The organism is Thalassobellus citreus, from assembly GCF_044385915.1.
GTDB classification, from domain to species: domain Bacteria; phylum Bacteroidota; class Bacteroidia; order Flavobacteriales; family Flavobacteriaceae; genus Thalassobellus; species Thalassobellus citreus.
This window is the reverse complement of record NZ_JBISCC010000129.1, coordinates 57,530-76,075: the sequence shown is the minus strand read 5'-3', so window position 1 is coordinate 76,075 and position 18,546 is coordinate 57,530. Positions and strand designations below refer to the sequence as shown.

General features: G+C 34.0%; 14 protein-coding genes. 2 read left to right on the top strand and 12 right to left on the bottom strand.

The features are described 5' to 3' along the window. Window positions 1–72: 72 nt before the first annotated feature. The 8 genes from nirB to ACH5TX_RS16300 form a co-directional block, all read right to left on the bottom strand. Entirely contained in the window at window positions 73–2,586 is a 2,514-nt protein-coding gene (gene nirB, locus ACH5TX_RS16335; protein ID WP_439340561.1) for a nitrite reductase large subunit NirB, read from the bottom strand. A gap of 166 nt (window positions 2,587–2,752) precedes the next feature. Beyond that, a complete protein-coding gene (locus ACH5TX_RS16330; RefSeq protein ID WP_439340560.1) occupies window positions 2,753–5,047 on the bottom strand; it encodes an FdhF/YdeP family oxidoreductase in 2,295 nt (764 codons plus the stop codon). A gap of 1 nt (window position 5,048) precedes the next feature. Beyond that, window positions 5,049–5,654, bottom strand: coding sequence for a nucleotidyltransferase family protein (locus tag ACH5TX_RS16325; RefSeq protein WP_439340559.1), 606 nt, complete (start codon window positions 5,652–5,654; stop codon window positions 5,049–5,051). Window positions 5,655–5,661: 7 nt separating this feature from the next. Continuing rightward, window positions 5,662–6,681 (bottom strand): XdhC family protein, encoded by a 1,020-nt coding sequence (locus tag ACH5TX_RS16320; protein WP_439340558.1) that lies wholly within the window; start codon window positions 6,679–6,681, stop codon window positions 5,662–5,664. Window positions 6,682–6,710: 29 nt separating this feature from the next. After that, window positions 6,711–8,903 carry a molybdopterin cofactor-binding domain-containing protein gene (locus ACH5TX_RS16315; protein WP_439340557.1) on the bottom strand — a complete coding sequence of 731 codons (2,193 nt, stop codon included), beginning with the start codon at window positions 8,901–8,903 and terminating at the stop codon, window positions 6,711–6,713. An 11-nt stretch (window positions 8,904–8,914) separates the two neighbouring features. Then, window positions 8,915–9,370 carry a (2Fe-2S)-binding protein gene (locus tag ACH5TX_RS16310; RefSeq protein WP_439340556.1) on the bottom strand — a complete coding sequence of 152 codons (456 nt, stop codon included), beginning with the start codon at window positions 9,368–9,370 and terminating at the stop codon, window positions 8,915–8,917. A 139-nt stretch (window positions 9,371–9,509) separates the two neighbouring features. After that, window positions 9,510–10,697 carry a glycine C-acetyltransferase gene (gene kbl, locus ACH5TX_RS16305; RefSeq protein WP_439340555.1) on the bottom strand — a complete coding sequence of 396 codons (1,188 nt, stop codon included), beginning with the start codon at window positions 10,695–10,697 and terminating at the stop codon, window positions 9,510–9,512. Between the two features lie 26 nt (window positions 10,698–10,723). Next, window positions 10,724–11,674 (bottom strand): NAD-dependent epimerase/dehydratase family protein, encoded by a 951-nt coding sequence (locus ACH5TX_RS16300; RefSeq protein WP_439340554.1) that lies wholly within the window; start codon window positions 11,672–11,674, stop codon window positions 10,724–10,726. A gap of 163 nt (window positions 11,675–11,837) precedes the next feature. Between ACH5TX_RS16300 and ACH5TX_RS16295 the strand changes: the two genes are divergently transcribed. Next, complete coding sequence (locus tag ACH5TX_RS16295; protein ID WP_439340553.1) at window positions 11,838–12,299, top strand: Lrp/AsnC family transcriptional regulator; 462 nt, start codon at window positions 11,838–11,840, stop codon at window positions 12,297–12,299. Here ACH5TX_RS16295 and ACH5TX_RS16290 read toward each other — a convergent pair. The 3 genes from ACH5TX_RS16290 to tilS all read right to left on the bottom strand — a co-directional run bounded on the left by ACH5TX_RS16290 (window position 12,296) and on the right by tilS (window position 16,375). After that, window positions 12,296–13,255, bottom strand: a complete 960-nt coding sequence (locus tag ACH5TX_RS16290; protein WP_439340552.1) for a YheT family hydrolase — start codon at window positions 13,253–13,255, stop codon at window positions 12,296–12,298. The genes ACH5TX_RS16295 and ACH5TX_RS16290 overlap by 4 nt on opposite strands. Window positions 13,256–13,360: 105 nt before the next feature. Further along, window positions 13,361–14,983: an adenine deaminase gene (gene ade, locus ACH5TX_RS16285; protein ID WP_439340551.1), complete on the bottom strand. Its 1,623-nt coding sequence runs from the start codon at window positions 14,981–14,983 to the stop codon at window positions 13,361–13,363. 81 nt (window positions 14,984–15,064) lie between these two features. Further along, complete coding sequence (gene tilS / locus ACH5TX_RS16280; protein WP_439340550.1) at window positions 15,065–16,375, bottom strand: tRNA lysidine(34) synthetase TilS; 1,311 nt, start codon at window positions 16,373–16,375, stop codon at window positions 15,065–15,067. Window positions 16,376–16,499: 124 nt separating this feature from the next. Between tilS and ACH5TX_RS16275 the strand changes: the two genes are divergently transcribed. After that, a complete protein-coding gene (locus ACH5TX_RS16275) occupies window positions 16,500–17,192 on the top strand; it encodes a hypothetical protein (protein ID WP_439340549.1) in 693 nt (230 codons plus the stop codon). Here the strand turns inward: ACH5TX_RS16275 and pabB are convergent. Beyond that, window positions 17,189–18,487, bottom strand: coding sequence for an aminodeoxychorismate synthase component I (gene pabB, locus ACH5TX_RS16270; protein ID WP_439340548.1), 1,299 nt, complete (start codon window positions 18,485–18,487; stop codon window positions 17,189–17,191). The genes ACH5TX_RS16275 and pabB overlap by 4 nt on opposite strands. Window positions 18,488–18,546 lie beyond the last annotated feature (59 nt).

Below are 18,546 nucleotides of genomic sequence, written 5' to 3'. Positions count from 1 at the left end.
TTGTTTATCTGTTGACTTGTTTATTTGTTACAAACGTTTAAACGCATAAACAATTAAACGAATCTACTATATTTAACTCCAGGCTTTTGGCATTTTCTGATCACGCATTGGCACAAACACCAAGTTATCATCAGTATCATCAGAATTCACAAAATGCTTGAAACGTTTTGCCATGTTAGGATCTTCAATCGCTTGTTTCCACTCACATTCATACTTGTTTACTAGTCCTTGCATTTCAGCATCTAAATCTGCTGCAATTCCTAAAGAATCTTCAATAACCACTTGTTTTAAATACTCAATACCGCCTTCTAATTTATCTAACCAAGGCGCCGTTCTAACTAAAGGACCAGCTGTTCTTATGTAAAACATTAAAAACCTATCTAAATATTTAACCGCCGTTGTATCATCTAACTGTTCTGCAAATAGCACTGCATGTTTTGGTGTGGCGCCTCCGTTTCCGCAGATATATAAATTCCAACCACCATCAACAGCAATGAGTCCAAAATCTTTACCTCTAGCTTCGGCACATTCTCTAATACATCCCGAAACACCACCTTTTAATTTGTGAGGTGATCGTAAACCTCTATATCTATTTTCAATCTCAATTGCAAAGGTTACACTTTCGTGCATGCCGTAACGACACCATGTAGAACCTACACAACTTTTTACTGTTCGTAACGATTTTCCGTAAGCATGTCCACTTTCAAAACCTGCATCAATTAAATCTTTCCAAATAAGTGGTAACTCATGTAATTGTGCTCCAAATAAATCGATACGCTGACCACCAGTTATTTTAGTATATAAATCATATTTCTTAGCAACTTCACCAATCACTATTAATTTGTCTGGTGTAATTTCACCTCCAGGAATTCTAGGTACTACAGAATACGTTCCGTTACGCTGAATATTGGCTAAAAAACGATCGTTTGTATCTTGAATACCTACCTGACGGTTAGGTGTTTCCATAGTAATACTAGCAAAAATAGATGCTACTAATGGTTTACAAGTTTCGCAACCATGACCTTCACCAAATAAGTTTAGCGTTTCGTCATAATCCTTTAATTGATTCACTTTTATAAGATCGTACAACTCTTGTCTGTTAAAACTAAAGTGCTCACAAATGGTTTCTTTAACTTCTTTTCCTATAGATTTTAAAGTTTCATTTACTAAATCGGCTACCATAGGTTTACAACCTCCACAACCTGTGGTTGCTTTTGTTTTAGCCACAACATCGCCATAATTATTGCTATCTCCTTCTGTAATAGAGCAGCAAATATCGCCTTTGGTAACACTTTCACAAGAACATACTTGCGCCGTGTCTGGTAAATCTAAAACACTACCAAACGACGAACCGCCTTCACTTGCTGGTAAAATTAACTCAGCAGAATTCTCAGGAATCGCCATACCATTCAAATATATTTGGTGTAACATATTATAATCGGATGCATCACCAACTAAAATCCCTCCTAATAACGATTTGCCATCAAGACTCACATTAATACGCTTGTATAAATGTTTTGTTTTATCTTCAAAAATAACAGAATGCCCTTTTGATGCTGGCATAAACGGTTCTCCAAAACTGGCTACATCTACGCCTATTAATTTTAATTTGGTAGACATATCAATATCAGCAGGCATTAGCACCGTTTCGTTTCCTAAAATTTGATTCACTGCAACATCTGCCATATCATAACCAGGCGCTACTAAACCGTATATCATTTGGTTATACAAAGCAACCTCGCCAATAGCATAAATCTCTGGGTCTGATGTTTGCATTTTATTATTAACCACAATACCACCACGTACGCCCATTTCTAAATCGCAGGTTTTAGCTAGCTCATCTCTTGGACGAATACCAGCAGAAACAATAAGCATATCGACATCTAAAACATCATCTTCTCCAAACTCCATGGCAGTAATAGCATCATCGCCTAAAATTTGATTGGTTGCTTTACTTAGGTGAATATTTAATCCGATAGATTCTAATTTCAATTGCAACACTTGGCTACTTCTAGAATCTAATTGTCTTGGCATTAATTTAGGAGCAAACTCAACAATATGAGGTTCTAAGCCCATATCCATAACCGCTTTACCAGCCTCTAACCCTAATAAACCACCACCTAAAACAGCTGCTTTCGCATCGGGGTTTTGCGCTTTAAGTTTAGCAGCATAAGCGAGCATACCTTCTAAATCTTCGATGGTTCTGTATACAAAAACACCATCTTTTTCAACGCCTTTAATATTAGGAACAAAAGGCGAAGACCCTGTTGCTAACACCAAATAATCATAAGCATATTCTTCTTCAGTAGATGTTGTTATTGTTTTTGTAGAACGATGAATATCGGTTATACGTACATTGGTAATTAATTCAATATCATTTGCTTCATACCAAGATCGTGGCGCCATTTCTAAAGCGACTGCATCTTGATTTTCAAAGAATTCACTTAAATGAACGCGGTCATAAGCTGGCCTTGGTTCTTCACCAAAAACTGTTACTTTAAATTGACTGCTATCTGATTCGGCTGCAAATTTTTCACAAAATTTATAACCAACCATTCCATTACCTATGACAAGAATTTTTTTCATATCTACGTATTTTTAAACAAAAGTAAGTATAAATACTTAATTTTAAATACGTAGTTTAATTATTTTTATGATGTCATACAATTATTATAGATTTCGCAAATTCATACTATCTTAATTATTTATTAGACAAAAAAGCTCCTTTTTAAATAGCATAAATAACGAAAAACTAAGTAGTACTTACCGTAATAACAACACTCTTTGATGCTGGTGTTTTAGCTGTATGTGCAAAACTATCTAGTGGTACAAGCACATTGGTTTCTGGAAAATAAGTAGCACAACAGTTTTTAGGAATATCGTAACCTACTACTTTAAAATTATTAGCAACTCTTATAATACCATTGAATTCTGACTTTAAATTCACAACTTGATGCTCCTCTAAATTACGTAGTTTCATATCGTCTCTATTCATAAAAATGATGCGACGCTCGTTAAAAACACCTCGATATCTATCGTTTAAACCATAAATAGTAGTATTAAATTGATCGTGACTACGTATAGTCATCATAATTAACTCTTCATCTTTCAACTTCCAATTTGGTAGTTTATTGATAGAAAAATTAGCTTTGGATGTTTTTGTTTTGAATTTTCTTTCCCGTGCTCCATTAGGTAAATAAAAACCTGCCGGTTGTTTTATTTTTTTATTATAATCATCAAACCCATCAACAACCTCAGCAATATCATCACGTACCAGATTATAATCATCTTTATACTGCAACCAATTAATTTTAGAACGCGTATTTAAAGTCGCATGTGCAATACCACAAACTACAGCGACTTCACTTAACAATGTATCTGAACAAGGTTCTAAAACACCTTTGGTAGATGACACTACGCCCATAGAGTTTTCTACACTTTGAACTTGTAAACCTGTTTTTTGATAATCTTTTTCGGTGCGTCCTAAACAAGGAAAAATCAAAGCTTCTTTCCCTGTAACCAAATGCGAACGATTTAGTTTGGTACTTACATGAACGGTTAAGTTGCAATTTGCCAAAGCTTGTGCTGCATAGGCTGTATCTGGTACTGCCGAAATAAAATTACCTCCTAACCCAAAAAAGACCTTTGCTTTTTTCTCATACATGGCTTTAATGGCATCAATAACCGAATATCCATGCTTAGTTGTTGGCTTGAAACCATATTTCGTTTCTATTTTAGCTAAAAATGCTTGTGGCGCTGATTCCCAAATACCAACCGTTCTATCACCTTGCACATTAGAATGTCCACGAACCGGACAAGTGCCAGCTCCTTCTTTTCCAATACTCCCTTTAAGTAATAACAAATTAACGACTTCTCGAATATTATCAACCGCATTTTCATGTTGTGTTAAGCCCATCGCCCAACAAATTATAATCTTCTTTTTATTCAGAATTAATTCAAATGCCTCATCAAAAATAGCTTTGGTAATTCCTGAAGCTTCTAAACAAGCTTCAAAACTATAGGTTTTTAAATCGGCAATAAAAGCATCATAACCATGCGTGTGTTCATTAATAAAATCTTTATCAAAAACATCACCTGTACTTTCTTCTTTTTCTAATAATTTAAGAAGTATAGCTTTCATAAAAGCCACATCGCCATTAATGGTTATCGGTACAAATACATCGGCTATTTGAGTACCACCTGTTAATAATTTGATAGGACTTTGAGGATCAGTAAACTTTATTAAACCTGCTTCTGGCAACGGATTAATAGCTATTATTTTTCCGCCATTATTTTTACATTTTTCTAAAGCAGATAACATTCTTGGATGATTCGTACCTGGGTTTTGTCCGATAACCATAACCAATTCTGCTTTATATAAATCGTCTAAAGTAACGGAACCTTTTCCTATTCCTAAGGTTTCAGAAAGTGCACTTCCACTAGCTTCATGACACATATTAGAACAATCGGGTAAATTAGCTGTACCATATTCTCTAACAAATAATTGATACAAAAAGGCTGCCTCGTTAGTGGTTCTTCCTGATGTATAGAAGACTGCTTCATCCGGATTGCCTAGAGAATTTAAATGATTACCAACTTTCTCAAAAGCAGCATCCCAAGAAATAGGTTGATAATGCGTCGCGCCTTCTGCCAAAAACATGGGCTCAGACAAACGCCCTGATTTACCAATTTCAAAATCTGACCAACTTGCTAATTCATCCACACTATGTTCTGCAAAAAAATCAGTTCCAATCGTTTTATTTTGAGCTTCCTCTGCAATGGCTTTCATACCATTTTCGCAATACTCTCCTAATTTAGAACGTTCATCGTCTGGATCTGGCCATGCACAACCAGGACAATCAAATCCTCCTTTTTGGTTTATTTTAAGTGACACCTTTAAGGCATCAACAGGGTTCATGTATTTAGCAGCATGATTAATTGCCGCTTTAATACCTCCAAAACCAACACTATTTGTTTGTGGTTTTGTTGTTTTTAATGTTTTGAAATCTTCAGGTGTTTTCGCTTTATCCTCTGGAGTTGAACTCATCCTAATCTTTAAAGTTTGCTTTATATAAGGTCTTGTATTCTTCTTTCGAGTCTAAATCTACATTTTTTATAGGAGGAACTAAAGCTTTTACAAAAGATTGATATTCATTTAAAAGATGTTTTGCACCTTTATCATCTTCTAATTCAGATAATGCTTTAAAGTATTTTTTATCAAAAAGAGTAGGTACGCCATAGTTTCCTTTTTTATACGACGTTGCGATAATTTGATTTTTTGAAGCTGTAAAATTCTGAATTAATTCATTTAAATATGCTGTATCAATTAAAGGCTGATCTGCTAAAACAATAAGAACACCTTCCGCTTGCGGATTAAAATCCATAATATAATGCACACCACAGGCTATAGACTTACCAAGACCTTGTTGCCATGCTTCATTTTTTAAAACTGTTACAGAAAGTGAAGAAATCTGTTTATTTATAAGTTCATAATTAGCTCCTAAAACGACAATCACGGTATTAGAAATTGTTTTTAATGCTGTTTGCAATGTATGTTCTAATAATGTTTTTCCTCCCCAATTAAGTAATTGTTTAGCAGTTCCCATTCTAGTAGATGCTCCAGCTGCTAAAATAATTATTGGAATTTTTGACATGATTATATTAATCTTCAGTATGAATACGTCCACGCTTTTTATTCAGTGGCATAAGCTCTTGGTTTCTTGTAACTGTTAATATTTCTGCCATAATAGAAATAGTAATTTCTTGTGGTGTTTCCGCTCCTATATTGATACCTGCTGGCCCGTGAATGCTATCTAAAAACACATCACTAGTATCTGGACTATATTCAATAAATTGAGATAATAAATCGTCCCGTCTTCGAGCTGGTCCTAACAAACCAATATAAGCTGGATTGGTATTTTTTAAAGCGACTAAATACCTTAAATCGTTTGCGAAATTATGAGTCATTAATACTATAGCCGTTTGGTTATCTATAAGCGAAACATCCATTTGTTCTGCAGAAATAGCAAAAAAATCATGAGCGCCAGGGAAATTCTGTATTGATTTAGATTCTGAAGCCCCTGAAATAACAACCACTTCCCAACCTGTTAATGCCGCATATTGACAAAGCTGAACAGCATCATGCTCTGCGCCAATAATAACTAATTTGAAACATGGTGGCATACTCTGTTTAAAAACGGACAGGGCAACTTCTTTTTTATCGCTAATACCAGAAACCGAAAAGACCTCATCGTCAATTTTCACATAAGAACCAATTCCTGCTGAAACACCTTCTTTTTTAGTAAAATAGGAAGCTATTTCGAACGTATTTCTATTTTTTAAACATTTAAAAAATTCAACTGCAAATACTTCATCTGGATTAAAGGGTTCAAGTAAAATATACAAAACACCTTCACAACCTAAACGATACCGACCATCATAAGTTATTATTTTAGATTCACCTGACTTAAAAACAGTTTCAGATTGTAATAGTATTTCTTTTTCAACACATCCGCCACTTACCGCACCAACCATTTTTCCGTTTTCTAAAACAAGCATTCTTACACCCGGTCTTCTATATGAAGATCCGTCTAAAGCAACGACTGAAGCTAATACTGCTTTCACACCATTTTTATTAGCTAATAAAGCTTCTTCTACTATTTTTTTAAACTCGTGGGTCATGTAAAAATTCTAAAAAAGTATATTCTAATTTAGCTAACAACTGGTTGTTTTGAGATAAAGGGCTGCTTATAATATCGCTGACCTGTTACCTTATATAGCGCATTTGCCAATGCACCAATAGCTGGTGGCAGTCCTGGTTCGCCTAATCCCGTTGGATCTATATTACTTTCTACAAAGAAAACTTCGATATCTTCTGGTACTTGCGAATGACGAATTAATTGATATCTATCGAAATTCATTTCATTAGGAGCTCCATTTTCAAAAGTTAGCTCACTATACATAGCGTGCCCTATACCGTCTATAACGCCACCTTGAATCATATTTATTGCAGCATCTGGATTTACTACAATACCACAATCAACAGCACACCACACCTTTTTTATTTTAGGTTTTCCATCTTCAACAATCATATCTACAACTTCAGCCACATAGGTTGAATGACAAAAATAAGCTGCTACACCACGATGCACTCCTGGTTTTGACACTCCCCAATTAGATTTCTCCTTAACCAATTTCAAAACGCCCGCATAACGTTCTGCCTCATAATCATTTTTTTCTCCTATAGGATTACTTATGGCACGTTCAAATAATTCTAATCGAAAATCTATAGGATCGGCTCCAGCTAATTCGGCTACTTCATCTAAAAATGATTGTTCCGCTCCAGCAGTAAAATTAGAACTAGGGGCTCGCCATGCTCCAGTGGTTACATTGGTTTTTGCTCTAAATTCTTCGGCAGAATAATTTTCAACTGTGCCAGCTGGAAAACGATTAGGAAACATGGGACCTCCTGGTAACCCTGCTCCTTTTGCTGTAAAAGCAATAAGTTTATTATTTTCATCCAACCCTGCTTTGTATTTAATTATATAAGCTGGTCGGTAAGTCCCTTGACTCATATCGTCTTCTCTTGTATAAATAAGTTTTACAGGGCCTCCTATTTTTTTAGAAATAGCAGCTGCTTCTACACCAAAATGAACATAAAGTCTCCTACCAAACCCACCACCAATTCTAGTCATATTAACTGTTATATCCTCAATAGGCATATTTAATAATTTAGAAACAGATGTCTCCAACGCCTCTGGTGTTTGAGTAGGACCAATTAGTTCAGCAGAATTTTCAGTAACGTTTGCAAAGAAATTCATGGGCTCCATGGTATTATGAGCGATGAATGGCGCTGTATAAGTGCGTTCAATAACTTTTGCAGCCCTTTTAAAAGCTGCTTCCGGATCGCCATCTTTTCTGATTTTCACTGCTTTTCCAGATGCAATTGCTTTTTCTAATCTTTCGGTATGAATACCTGAATTTTCTAATTCACCAATAACTTCCCAATTGGCTTTTATTCGCTTTTTCGCTTTCATTAATTGCCAAGTAGAATCCCCTACAATAGCTATAAGCTCTAAAAACCCTTTTTCATCAGACCATGAAGGTTCTTCTATAGAAATATCAATAATAAACGCATCTTTTACCCCAGGCATACTTTTTATCTCTTCAGCATTAAACCCCTTCACCTTCATACCAAAAGCAGGCGGGTGCTGAATCATGGCTAATTGCATGCCTTCTCTTGTAAAATCTAAACCAAATAGAGGTTTTCCGGTAATTATTTCATTTCTATCTACATTCTTTTGGCTGGTTCCTATTAAGTTGAAATTCTTTGGACTTTTAAGTTCTACTTCTTCAGGAATTTCAATCCCAACAGCTTTTGACGCTATCTCTCCATAAGAAATACTTCGCTCTCCATTTTTTTCTTTAATGATTCCTTTATTTACAGTTAAATCGGAAACGCTTAAACCCCATTCTTTAGCTGCTGCTTCTAATAACATACGTCTTCCTGTTGCTCCTGCTAGTCGCAATGCGTTCCAACTCAATCGAATCGATAAACTCCCTCCTGCAAACTGATTTTGATAAAACCCTGTATTTAAAGGCGCTTGTTCTACAACAACATGATTCCAATCTACATCCAATTCTTCTGCAACAATCATGGGCATGGAGGTTTTTACATTCTGACCAATTTCTGGATTGGGCGAATATATGGTAACCATGCCTGTGTCTCCTATCTTGATATAACCATTGATATCAAACCATTCGTTTGGAACCTCAACTGTTTTAACATTAGAATCTGAAACGCAACCCGTTAACCAACTAAATCCTATAAGCATACCGCCACCTGCTGCTGCAGATATTTTCAGAAATGAACGACGATTATATTGTGTTTTTATTTTTGTCATGATTTCTGAGTTTATAGTTTTGAAGCGGTTTTAATAGCTTGTTTAATTCTCAAATAGGTACCACAGCGACAAATATTTCCATTCATTGCGGCTTCGATATCTTTATCTGATGGATCTGGATTATTCTTTAATAACGACACAGCCGACATAATTTGCCCTGCTTGACAATAGCCACACTGAGGAACATCATGCTCAACCCACGCCTTTTGAACAGGATGATCGCCTGTTTCTGAAAGACCTTCGATGGTTGTAATATTCATTCCTGCAGCTTGAGATACTTGAAGCAAACAGCTACGAGTTGCAACACCTTCTACATGAACTGTACAAGCACCACATTGTCCTACTCCACAACCATATTTAGTACCTAATAAATTTATTTGATCTCTCAAAACCCACAATAAAGGGGTATCCATATCTGCCTCGACAGTATATGTTTTATCATTAATTTTCAAGTTGAATGTTGGCATAGCTGTAGTTTTTAGAATCGATTAATTAATGATTTAATCTTTCTAAAATACAAAAAAAGGCACCAAGAATAATTACTTGATGCCTTTTAACATAGATTTAAGAAAAACACTTTAAACCATTCTTAAACTAAAAATTATATTATATCACCCCCAGCTCTTTACCAACTTTTACAAAAGCTTGAATAGCCTTTTCTAAATCTTTACGATCGTGAGCTGCAGATATTTGAACACGTATTCTAGCTTTCCCTTGCGGCACAACAGGGTAAAAGAAGCCTATTACATAAATGCCTTCTATCAATAATTTTGAAGCAAATTCTTGAGCTAATTTAGCATCTCCCAACATGATTGGCACTATAGGATGATCGCCAGAAATAATATTAAAACCAGCAGCTACGACTTCTGATCTAAAATAAGTAGTATTTTCAACTAACTTATCACGTAAATGAGTGGACTCACTCAATAAATCTAACACTTTAATAGAAGCACCAACTACAGACGGCGCTAATGTATTTGAAAACAAATAAGGTCTAGAACGCTGTCTAAGCATATCTACAATCTCTTTTCTTGCCGCTGTAAAACCTCCTGATGCACCTCCTAATGCTTTTCCGTAAGTTCCTGTAATAATATCAACTCTATCCATGACATTTCTGTACTCATGGGTTCCACGACCAGTTTTACCAATAAAACCTGTAGAATGACATTCATCAATCATAACCATAGCATCATATCTATCGGCTAAATCACAAATTTTATCTAGCTGTGCTATTGTTCCATCCATAGAAAAAGAACCATCGGTCACAATTAGTTTTCTACGAGCATCTTTAGCCTTGATTAATTGTGCTTCTAAATCTGCCATATCATTATGGTTATATCTAAAACGTCCTGCTTTACACAATCTAATGCCATCAATAATAGATGCATGGTTTAAAGCATCAGAAATAATAGCATCTTCCGCCCCTAAAATAGGTTCAAAAATCCCGCCATTAGCATCAAAAGCAGCTGCGTATAAAATACAATCTTCCATTCCTAAAAAATTAGCTGTTTTTTGCTCTAATTCTTTATGAATATTTTGAGTTCCACAAATAAAACGTACCGATGACAATCCGAAACCATGTGTATCAATTACTTTTTTACTCGCTTCAATCACCTCTGTATGTGATGATAATCCTAAATAATTGTTAGCACAAAAATTCAACACGCCATCTGAAGCTGTTGTACTAATTTCAGCACCTTGCGGCGTTGTTATAATACGTTCTTCTTTATACAAGCCTGCTGCTTTAATTTCGTTTAACTCGTTTTGTAAATCGTCTTTTATATTTGAATACATAATTTTATTTTTATTTTTTTTGTTGCTTAAACGGCCTTTTTATAATAATCTGTTAAGGCACTTATCATATCTTTTGTAATGGCTTCTAGATTATAATTAGGCTGCCAACCCCAATCTGTTTGTGCCTGAGAGTCATCAATAGATTTTGGCCAATTCTTAGCAATAGTTTCTCTAAAATCTGGTTTATAAGTTATCGTAAAATCAGGAAAGATTTTAGATATTTCTAAAGCCACATCTTTAGGCGAAAAACTAACACCTGCAATATTATAAGAGGTTCTTATTTTTATATGTTCTAAAGGTGCTTCCATAAGTTCTATAGTTGCTCTAATAACATCATCCATATATATCATAGGCAGCGTTGTATCATCATTTAGAAAGCATGTAAATGATTCTTTTAAAACCGCTTTATGATAAATATCTACCGCATAATCGGTTGTACCGCCTCCTGGTAATGATTGATAGCCAATAACTCCTGGATAACGAATAGATCGTACATCTAATCCGTATTTAAGGAAATAATACTGTGCCCAATTTTCACCATCAACCTTACTGATTCCGTATACTGTAGAAGGATTTAAATACGCATCGTTTGGGGTATCCTGTTTAGGAGCTGCATCACCAAAAACAGCAATAGAACTCGGATAAAACACTTTTTCAATATCATTAAGTCTTGATATTTCAAGAACATTTAATAAGGTTTTTGTGTTAATATCCCAAGTTTGTAAAGGATTTTCTTCACCTCTAGCAGAAAGAATAGCGGCTAAATGATAAATTTGAGAGATTTTATATTGTGTGACTACATGTTGAATTCTATCATAATCTGTAGCATCAATAATCTCAAATATCCCATGATTATGCTCTGCTTTTCTTAAATCGGAAGCAATTACATTTTCAAGTCCATACTTGTCTTGTAAAGCTGTAGTTAGCACAGACCCTAATTGACCATTTGCTCCTATTATTAAAATTTTAGTGTTCATTATAAAAAGTATTATTCACTAACAAAATTACATTATAGAAGTTTTAAACTCCAAAAAACACAACAAACAAGTAATAAAAGCTTAAAAACAATAAAAAAAAAGCTATATTTACTTTTTATATTTAAATAAATTAATCTTTGCCATAATTTTTATTTGACATTTCATGGAAAATTTAGACGAAACCGATGTAACCATCCTTAGAATTTTACAAAACGATTCTAAAAAAACTGCTAAAGAAATTGCTAACATTTTAAACTTAACACCTTCACCTGTTTACGAACGTATTCGTCGTCTTGAAAAACAAGGGTTTATAAAAAAATATGTTGCGATACTTGACAAAAAACTTATTGACAGATCAGTAACTACCATATGCCAAGTATCGATGCGCTATCATAATGAAGCGTTTATTGAAAAGTTTGAAGAACAAATTCAGAATTTAAAAGAAGTACAAGAGTGTTACCATATGGCAGGACAAGTTGATTTTATTTTAAAAATAAATACCAAGGACTTAGAAAGCTATCACAATTTTGTAAAATACAAACTTTCTAAAATTGAAAATATTGGCGTACTAAATAGCACCTTTGTTTTAAAGGACATTAAGCATACATCGGCGTTTTATATTTAAGCGTGTATTTTAATAAACTCTAAAGCGCGTGCTTCATTATAATACACATTCTTTTTACCAATAAACCCAACATGTCCTCCATATTGAGGCATCTCTAAGTATAAATTCGGATTTTCTTTTGCTTCCTTTACAGGATAGCATTCTGGAGATAAAAACGAATCATTCAACGCATTAATAATTAATGCTGGTGTTTTTATATTTGGTAAAAACTGAAGACAACTGCTTTTTGCATAATAATCTATGGCATCTCTAAAACCATGAGCTTTAGAAGTGTAAACATCATCAAAATCTATGAGTGTTTTAATGGTACAAAATTCTTCTTGCGATAAATCCTCAGGAAACTTAACAAGCTTATTAACTAATCGTTTCGTTAAATGATTCAAAAATCGATTGGAATACAATCTGTTTTTAGGTTTATAAAGTTCGTTACAAGAACCCATTAAATCTGCAGGTACAGAAATAGCAACACCTGCTTTTATTTCATTTGGTACTTCATCGCGCTCACCTAAATATTTTAATATTACGTTAGCACCTAAACTTATACCGTATAAATAGATATCTGTATATTTATTTAAAGCTAAAACATGCTCTATAATGTCTTCCAAATCATCGGTAGCTCCAGAATGGTAACTTCTGTATTTTAAATTATCTTCTCCACTACAACCTCTAAAATTCACACAGATGGCATCAATACCATCATTATTAAACAATTTTGCTAAACCCGTTACATACGGTCTTTGTCCGTGACCTTCTAATCCGTGAAAACACAACACAAGTTTGTTTGATTTCTCCTTAGAGAAACTCCAATCTAAATCTAAAAAATCGCCATCTTTTAAAGTAATTCGTTCGCGCTCTTGCTTTAGTTTAACGCGCCGAACTAAACCCGAGTAAACTGTAGAAATGAATCCGTTTTTAAAAAGAAATGAAGGTTTGTAGGCAGCGTCTATTATTGGCATATTTACAGTATTCTGTCGCAGTCGCAGTTTTCAGTTGGTGAAATTAATATTAAAATTTTCATATTCTTTTATACTTTGCGTCTTTTACTAAAAAACAACACGTTTTTAGTTGACTTCTAAGTCTGTAAATTTAAAATCGGTGCCATTAAAAAGCCCCTTATCACTTAATTTTAATGATGGAATAACCAACAAAGCCATAAAAGACAAGGTCATATAAGGCGCATGTAAAGTGCTTCCTAATTCTTTTGCCATCTTGTCGAGTTTCGCATAATCTTCGCCTACTGTTTTACCATCTTTATCACTCATAATTCCTGCAACAGGCAATGAAATTATTTTTTCTTCGGAATTGGACACAGCACAAATACCACCTTTGTTTTCAATAAGAAAATTAACCGCTTTACAAATGGCTTCATCACTAACTCCTACAGCAATAATATTATGAGAATCATGACCTACGGAAGATGCTATCGCTCCATCTTTCAAACCGAAATTTTTAATGAACGCTATGGCTGGATCATCGTTATTGTAACGGTTAACCACCGTCATTTTTAAAATATCTTTTTCAATATTTGAAACTAAGTTTCCATGTACAATTAAAGCGTCTTCTTTTAGTTCGTTAGTTACTAACTGCCCTTCTAAAGCTTCAATAACTCTTATTTTTTTAGCTGAAGATTCAAACTTAAAATCTGAAATTTCTTTTTTATCACAATTGAAATTATTCAAATTTTCAAAAACAACGGGCTTAATCAAGGACACTCCTTCATTAAACACCAATGTGCCATTTATATATGTTTGAAGCGTTTTAAAGTTGACTAAATCTTCCACAACAATACAATCGGCATCATCGCCAATCTGTAACAATCCCACATCTAAATTATAATGTTTTACAGGGTTAATACATGCCATTTGCAGCACTTTAAAAACATCAACTCCTTTTGCTACCGCTCGTGCACAAAGTTTATTAATGTGATCTAATATTAAATCGTCTGGATGTTTATCGTCACTACAAAACATCATGCTTTCAAAATGCTCTGAAGCTAAATCTATTAAGGCTTCAAAATTCTTAGCAGCACTACCTTCACGAATTAAAATTTTCATACCTTTTTGAAGCTTTTCTAAAGCTTCGTCATAAGAAAAACACTCATGATCTGTAGAAATACCTGCTCTTATATATTTTAAAACATCCTTTCCTCTTAAACCTGGTGCATGACCATCAACGGGTTTATTAAAATATTTAGCCCATGCTATTTTTTTCATGACTTCATCATCATCAAACAACACGCCTGGATAATTCATCATTTCTGCTAAATACTTAATATCTGGATTTTCCAGAAGTCTTTTAATAGCATCTGAATCTATAACAGCTCCTGCCGATTCAAAAGTTGTTGCTGGTACGCAAGATGGTGCTCCAAAATTGAATTTAAGAGGCACTTGCTTCCCATTTTCAATCATAAACTCAACACCTTCAACACCTAAAACATTGGCTATCTCATGCGGATCTGAAACAGTTGCTACCGTACCATGAGTAACTGCTAGACGAGCAAACTCACTAGGCACTAACATAGAGCTTTCAATATGAATGTGAGCATCTACAAACCCTGGTAATATGTAATGATTTACATCGTGATCTTTCTCTTGAATAGAAACTATTTTGCCATCCTTAAAAGTAACTTCACCTTTAAAAATACGTTTGTTTAGTATATCGACTATGTTACCTTGTAGCTTCATGTTTATTATAGATTCCTGCCTACGCAGGAATGACATATTGTTTAATTAATAAAATGCTTCGACTGCACTCAGCATGTCAGTTTACTTCAACTCAATTTTAAGTATTTGCTTCGTTTTATCAGTTACTCGAAACCTGTTATCTGCTCTACGGTTAACAACCCAAACAATCGTATTTTCAGAACATAACAACCAGGTGTTTTCTTTATCTAAAAGCGATAATTTTTCGTCTTTAAAATACTTACTCAGCTTCTTTTTTCCTGTCATTCCTAACGGATAAAACACATCGCCTTCTTGCCATTTTCTTAGTTTCAATGGGAATTTCAAAACGTCTTTATCAACATAAATAACATTGTTTTGTTTTTTTAAAATAGCATCCGCTTCATCAAAAAGCAAAATCCCCAATGGGGTTTCAACGTTTTTATCTGTTTCAGAAATAACAATACTTTCATTTGCTTCTACAAAAAGCTCGCTTAACAAAACATGCTCTCTATCTTTTATTAAACGGTGAGTAGACGACAAAACTTGCTTGCCAGATTGTGCATCTAAAAGACTTACAACATCATCCCATTCTGTAAATCCGTAATCTTTAAATATTTCAAATAGATACGCTTTCGGGTTATTCAGCTTTTTAAATTCAGAAATTTTAAAAACCATTTGATGGTCGTCTATCATTTCAACAGCATTATTAAAAAAACCATCAATGCTTTCTTCAACAATATCGGCTGTATCATTTAAATTACTAATTGTATTTTGAAAATTCTGTAATACACTTGGATTCATTTCCTTCAAAATAGGAATCACATCGTGCCTTAATTTATTCCGTAAATACTTCGTAGAGGCATTACTGCTATCGTCTCGCCACTTTATATTGTTCGCTTTAGCGTAAGTTTCGATATCGCTACTAGAAAATGGTAACAGTGGTCTCACAAAATGGTTGTTAACTTCAGGAATACCTGTTAAACCATCTAACCCAGTGCCTCTTGATAAATTGATTAAAAAAGTTTCTAAATTATCATCGGCATGATGCGCTGTTAAAACATAATCGAAACTTAGCTGTTCTGCTAATCCTTCAAACCAATTATAACGAAGTTCTCTCGCTGCCATTTGTATAGAAACCTTATGTTTCTTGGCATATGCATTGGTATCAAAACTTTCAACAAAGGCTTCTAAATCTAAGCTTTCTGCCAATTGCAAAACAAAGTTTTCATCGGCATCGCTTTCTTCACCACGCAAATTAAAATTACAATGTGCTAATGCGATATTTAAACCTGCTTTATGAGATACATGTGTTAAAATCACACTATCAATTCCTCCAGAAATGGCTATAAGAAGTTTGCTTTTTTTCAAAAAAGGTAAACGCGATTCTAAATGGTGTTCAAATTGTGCAAACATGGTTCAAATATACAACTTTGAGGGTTTAATTTAATCGAAAATCGTTAATATAAAATGATATAAATCATGAATTTTATTCTAAAACAGAAGTACCTTTTAAGTATTAATTTTAAATACTATTGTTATGTGCTCATTAGATAAAATAAACGATAAAAAAACAAAAGAAGCTTTTGATAAACGTGTTATTTCTGCAACCCAACATTTACAAGCCTATGTTAAGCACAGACTATACATTGCAATATCTACGGGAATTATTCCTAAAAACATGTATACGTCTCATGGTATTATTGACGAGGCTATTGCTAAATACTACGAAAAAGGATATAATATTGATAGCGATGCTACAACCATAAAACTGAAGCTTTTTAAAATTGTTGATGCCGATTTAAACACGCTTTTTAAAAAAGAGGCCTTTCATAAAAACACGATTAGCACAAATTCTATTTTAGAAGAAGAATTGGATGATTTAGAAGAAAAATATACTGTTGATGCCGATATGGATTTTGTTATGAATGAAGATTTAAATGATATCTCGTACAAGCAAGACCATAAACACAAACATTTGTTTTTATATGCCGATAATGATAGTTCGGTTTTAGAAGCTTTTGATATTGATACCGCGTCACTTAATGACTCTAAAAAAAGACTAGGCAGTTTATACAGTTGGTTACCATTAAACGTGTCGAATATTATTGATTTAATAGTTTTTGGGAAGCTAAGTTTTGAAGAAATATCAAAAGTAAGATCTATGGAAGTAAAACGTGTGGAGTTTATTTTTAATGAAGTCAAAGATCAGTTTAAAGATCATATTGATTAGTTCTCCAAAACCGTTCGCATCGCTTTAGCCTTTACCAAACATTCCTCGTATTCTTTTAACGGGTCGCTTTTTGCTGTAATAGCGCCACCAACGGAATAAGACACGTATTTTTTGGTTTCGTTATATAAAATACTACGAATAACCACATTAAAATCGAAATCGCCTGTGGGGGAAAAATACCCCACGGCACCTGAGTAGAGTCCGCGTTTGGTAGCTTCTAAATCTTCAATAATTTGCATTGCCGAAATTTTAGGAGCGCCCGTCATACTTCCCATTGGGAAGGTGCTTTTTATAATATCTATAGGATGTGTTGAAGCTTCAACTTGCGATGTAACCGAAGAAATCATTTGATGCACTTGGTCGAAGGTATAAATCTTGCACAACTCTTTTACTTTCACACTTCCTTTAGTGGCGGTTTTAGACAAATCGTTACGTACCAAATCAACAATCATAATGTTTTCACTTCGCTCCTTTTCGTTTTCTAACAAATCCTGTTTCAGCTTCGCATCTTCTTCAACATCTAACGAACGCTTTGCTGTTCCTTTTATAGGCTGCGAAATTAAGGTTGTTCCTTCTTTTTTCAAGTAACGCTCTGGTGAAGCCGATAGCAAGTATTTATCTTGACATTTTAAAAAAGTTGCAAAAGGCGGATTAGAAATGTCATTAAGTTTATTATAAGTCTCTAAAGGATTAATTGTTGTGTCTTCGGCATAAAACTCTTGACAAAAATTCGCTTCATAAATATCGCCACGATGTATATGGGCAAGCATATTTTTTATTTTCTCGAAGTATTCATCTTTATGAATGCGAAGTTTTATTTTGATTTGATCATCGGAAATCTTGCTCTCAAGGTCACTATCATCTATATTCTCAATAGCGTTTAAATCGTCTTCAATTTCATCATCAACACAATTTAAATATTGAATTTCAACATTATCACCTCTAAATAAAAATAGTTTCTTAGGCTGAAAAAAGTATAAATCAGGAAATTCTAAACCATCAAAATTAGTCGATTTTAAAGCTTCAACATCGTTTTTTAAATCGTAGGTTAGGTACCCAAAAATCCAATCGTTTACTAAGGTTTGATACTCTTTTAGTTTTTCAAAACCCTGAAGATAATCTGTTTGAATGCCAGTAAACGCATCAACCGCCAAAACCGCATCGTAATTAGAATAGCTTTGCTCGTAATTATTAGAATCTAGCCAAACCACATCATCAAACTGTTGTGCCCAAATGCGAATCTGACTTTTAAAGACTTTAGAATCTTTAAATTTAAAAATTTGTTTTGTTCTCAATAAAAAAGATTATTGCGCAAAGTTAAGTAGAATACTTAAAAAATTAAGATTTTTGTACT

Bases quoted from the DNA above. Each gene is read 5' to 3' on its own strand.
- nirB (WP_439340561.1), bottom strand. From the start codon at position 2,586: ATGAAAAAAATTCTTGTCATAGGTAATGGAATGGTTGGTTATAAATTT.
- ACH5TX_RS16330 (WP_439340560.1), bottom strand. From the start codon at position 5,047: ATGAGTTCAACTCCAGAGGATAAAGCGAAAACACCTGAAGATTTCAAA.
- ACH5TX_RS16325 (WP_439340559.1), bottom strand. From the start codon at position 5,654: ATGTCAAAAATTCCAATAATTATTTTAGCAGCTGGAGCATCTACTAGA.
- ACH5TX_RS16320 (WP_439340558.1), bottom strand. From the start codon at position 6,681: ATGACCCACGAGTTTAAAAAAATAGTAGAAGAAGCTTTATTAGCTAAT.
- ACH5TX_RS16315 (WP_439340557.1), bottom strand. From the start codon at position 8,903: ATGACAAAAATAAAAACACAATATAATCGTCGTTCATTTCTGAAAATA.
- ACH5TX_RS16310 (WP_439340556.1), bottom strand. From the start codon at position 9,370: ATGCCAACATTCAACTTGAAAATTAATGATAAAACATATACTGTCGAG.
- kbl (WP_439340555.1), bottom strand. From the start codon at position 10,697: ATGTATTCAAATATAAAAGACGATTTACAAAACGAGTTAAACGAAATT.
- ACH5TX_RS16300 (WP_439340554.1), bottom strand. From the start codon at position 11,674: ATGAACACTAAAATTTTAATAATAGGAGCAAATGGTCAATTAGGGTCT.
- ACH5TX_RS16295 (WP_439340553.1), top strand. From the start codon at position 11,838: ATGGAAAATTTAGACGAAACCGATGTAACCATCCTTAGAATTTTACAA.
- ACH5TX_RS16290 (WP_439340552.1), bottom strand. From the start codon at position 13,255: ATGCCAATAATAGACGCTGCCTACAAACCTTCATTTCTTTTTAAAAAC.
- ade (WP_439340551.1), bottom strand. From the start codon at position 14,983: ATGAAGCTACAAGGTAACATAGTCGATATACTAAACAAACGTATTTTT.
- tilS (WP_439340550.1), bottom strand. From the start codon at position 16,375: ATGTTTGCACAATTTGAACACCATTTAGAATCGCGTTTACCTTTTTTG.
- ACH5TX_RS16275 (WP_439340549.1), top strand. From the start codon at position 16,500: ATGTGCTCATTAGATAAAATAAACGATAAAAAAACAAAAGAAGCTTTT.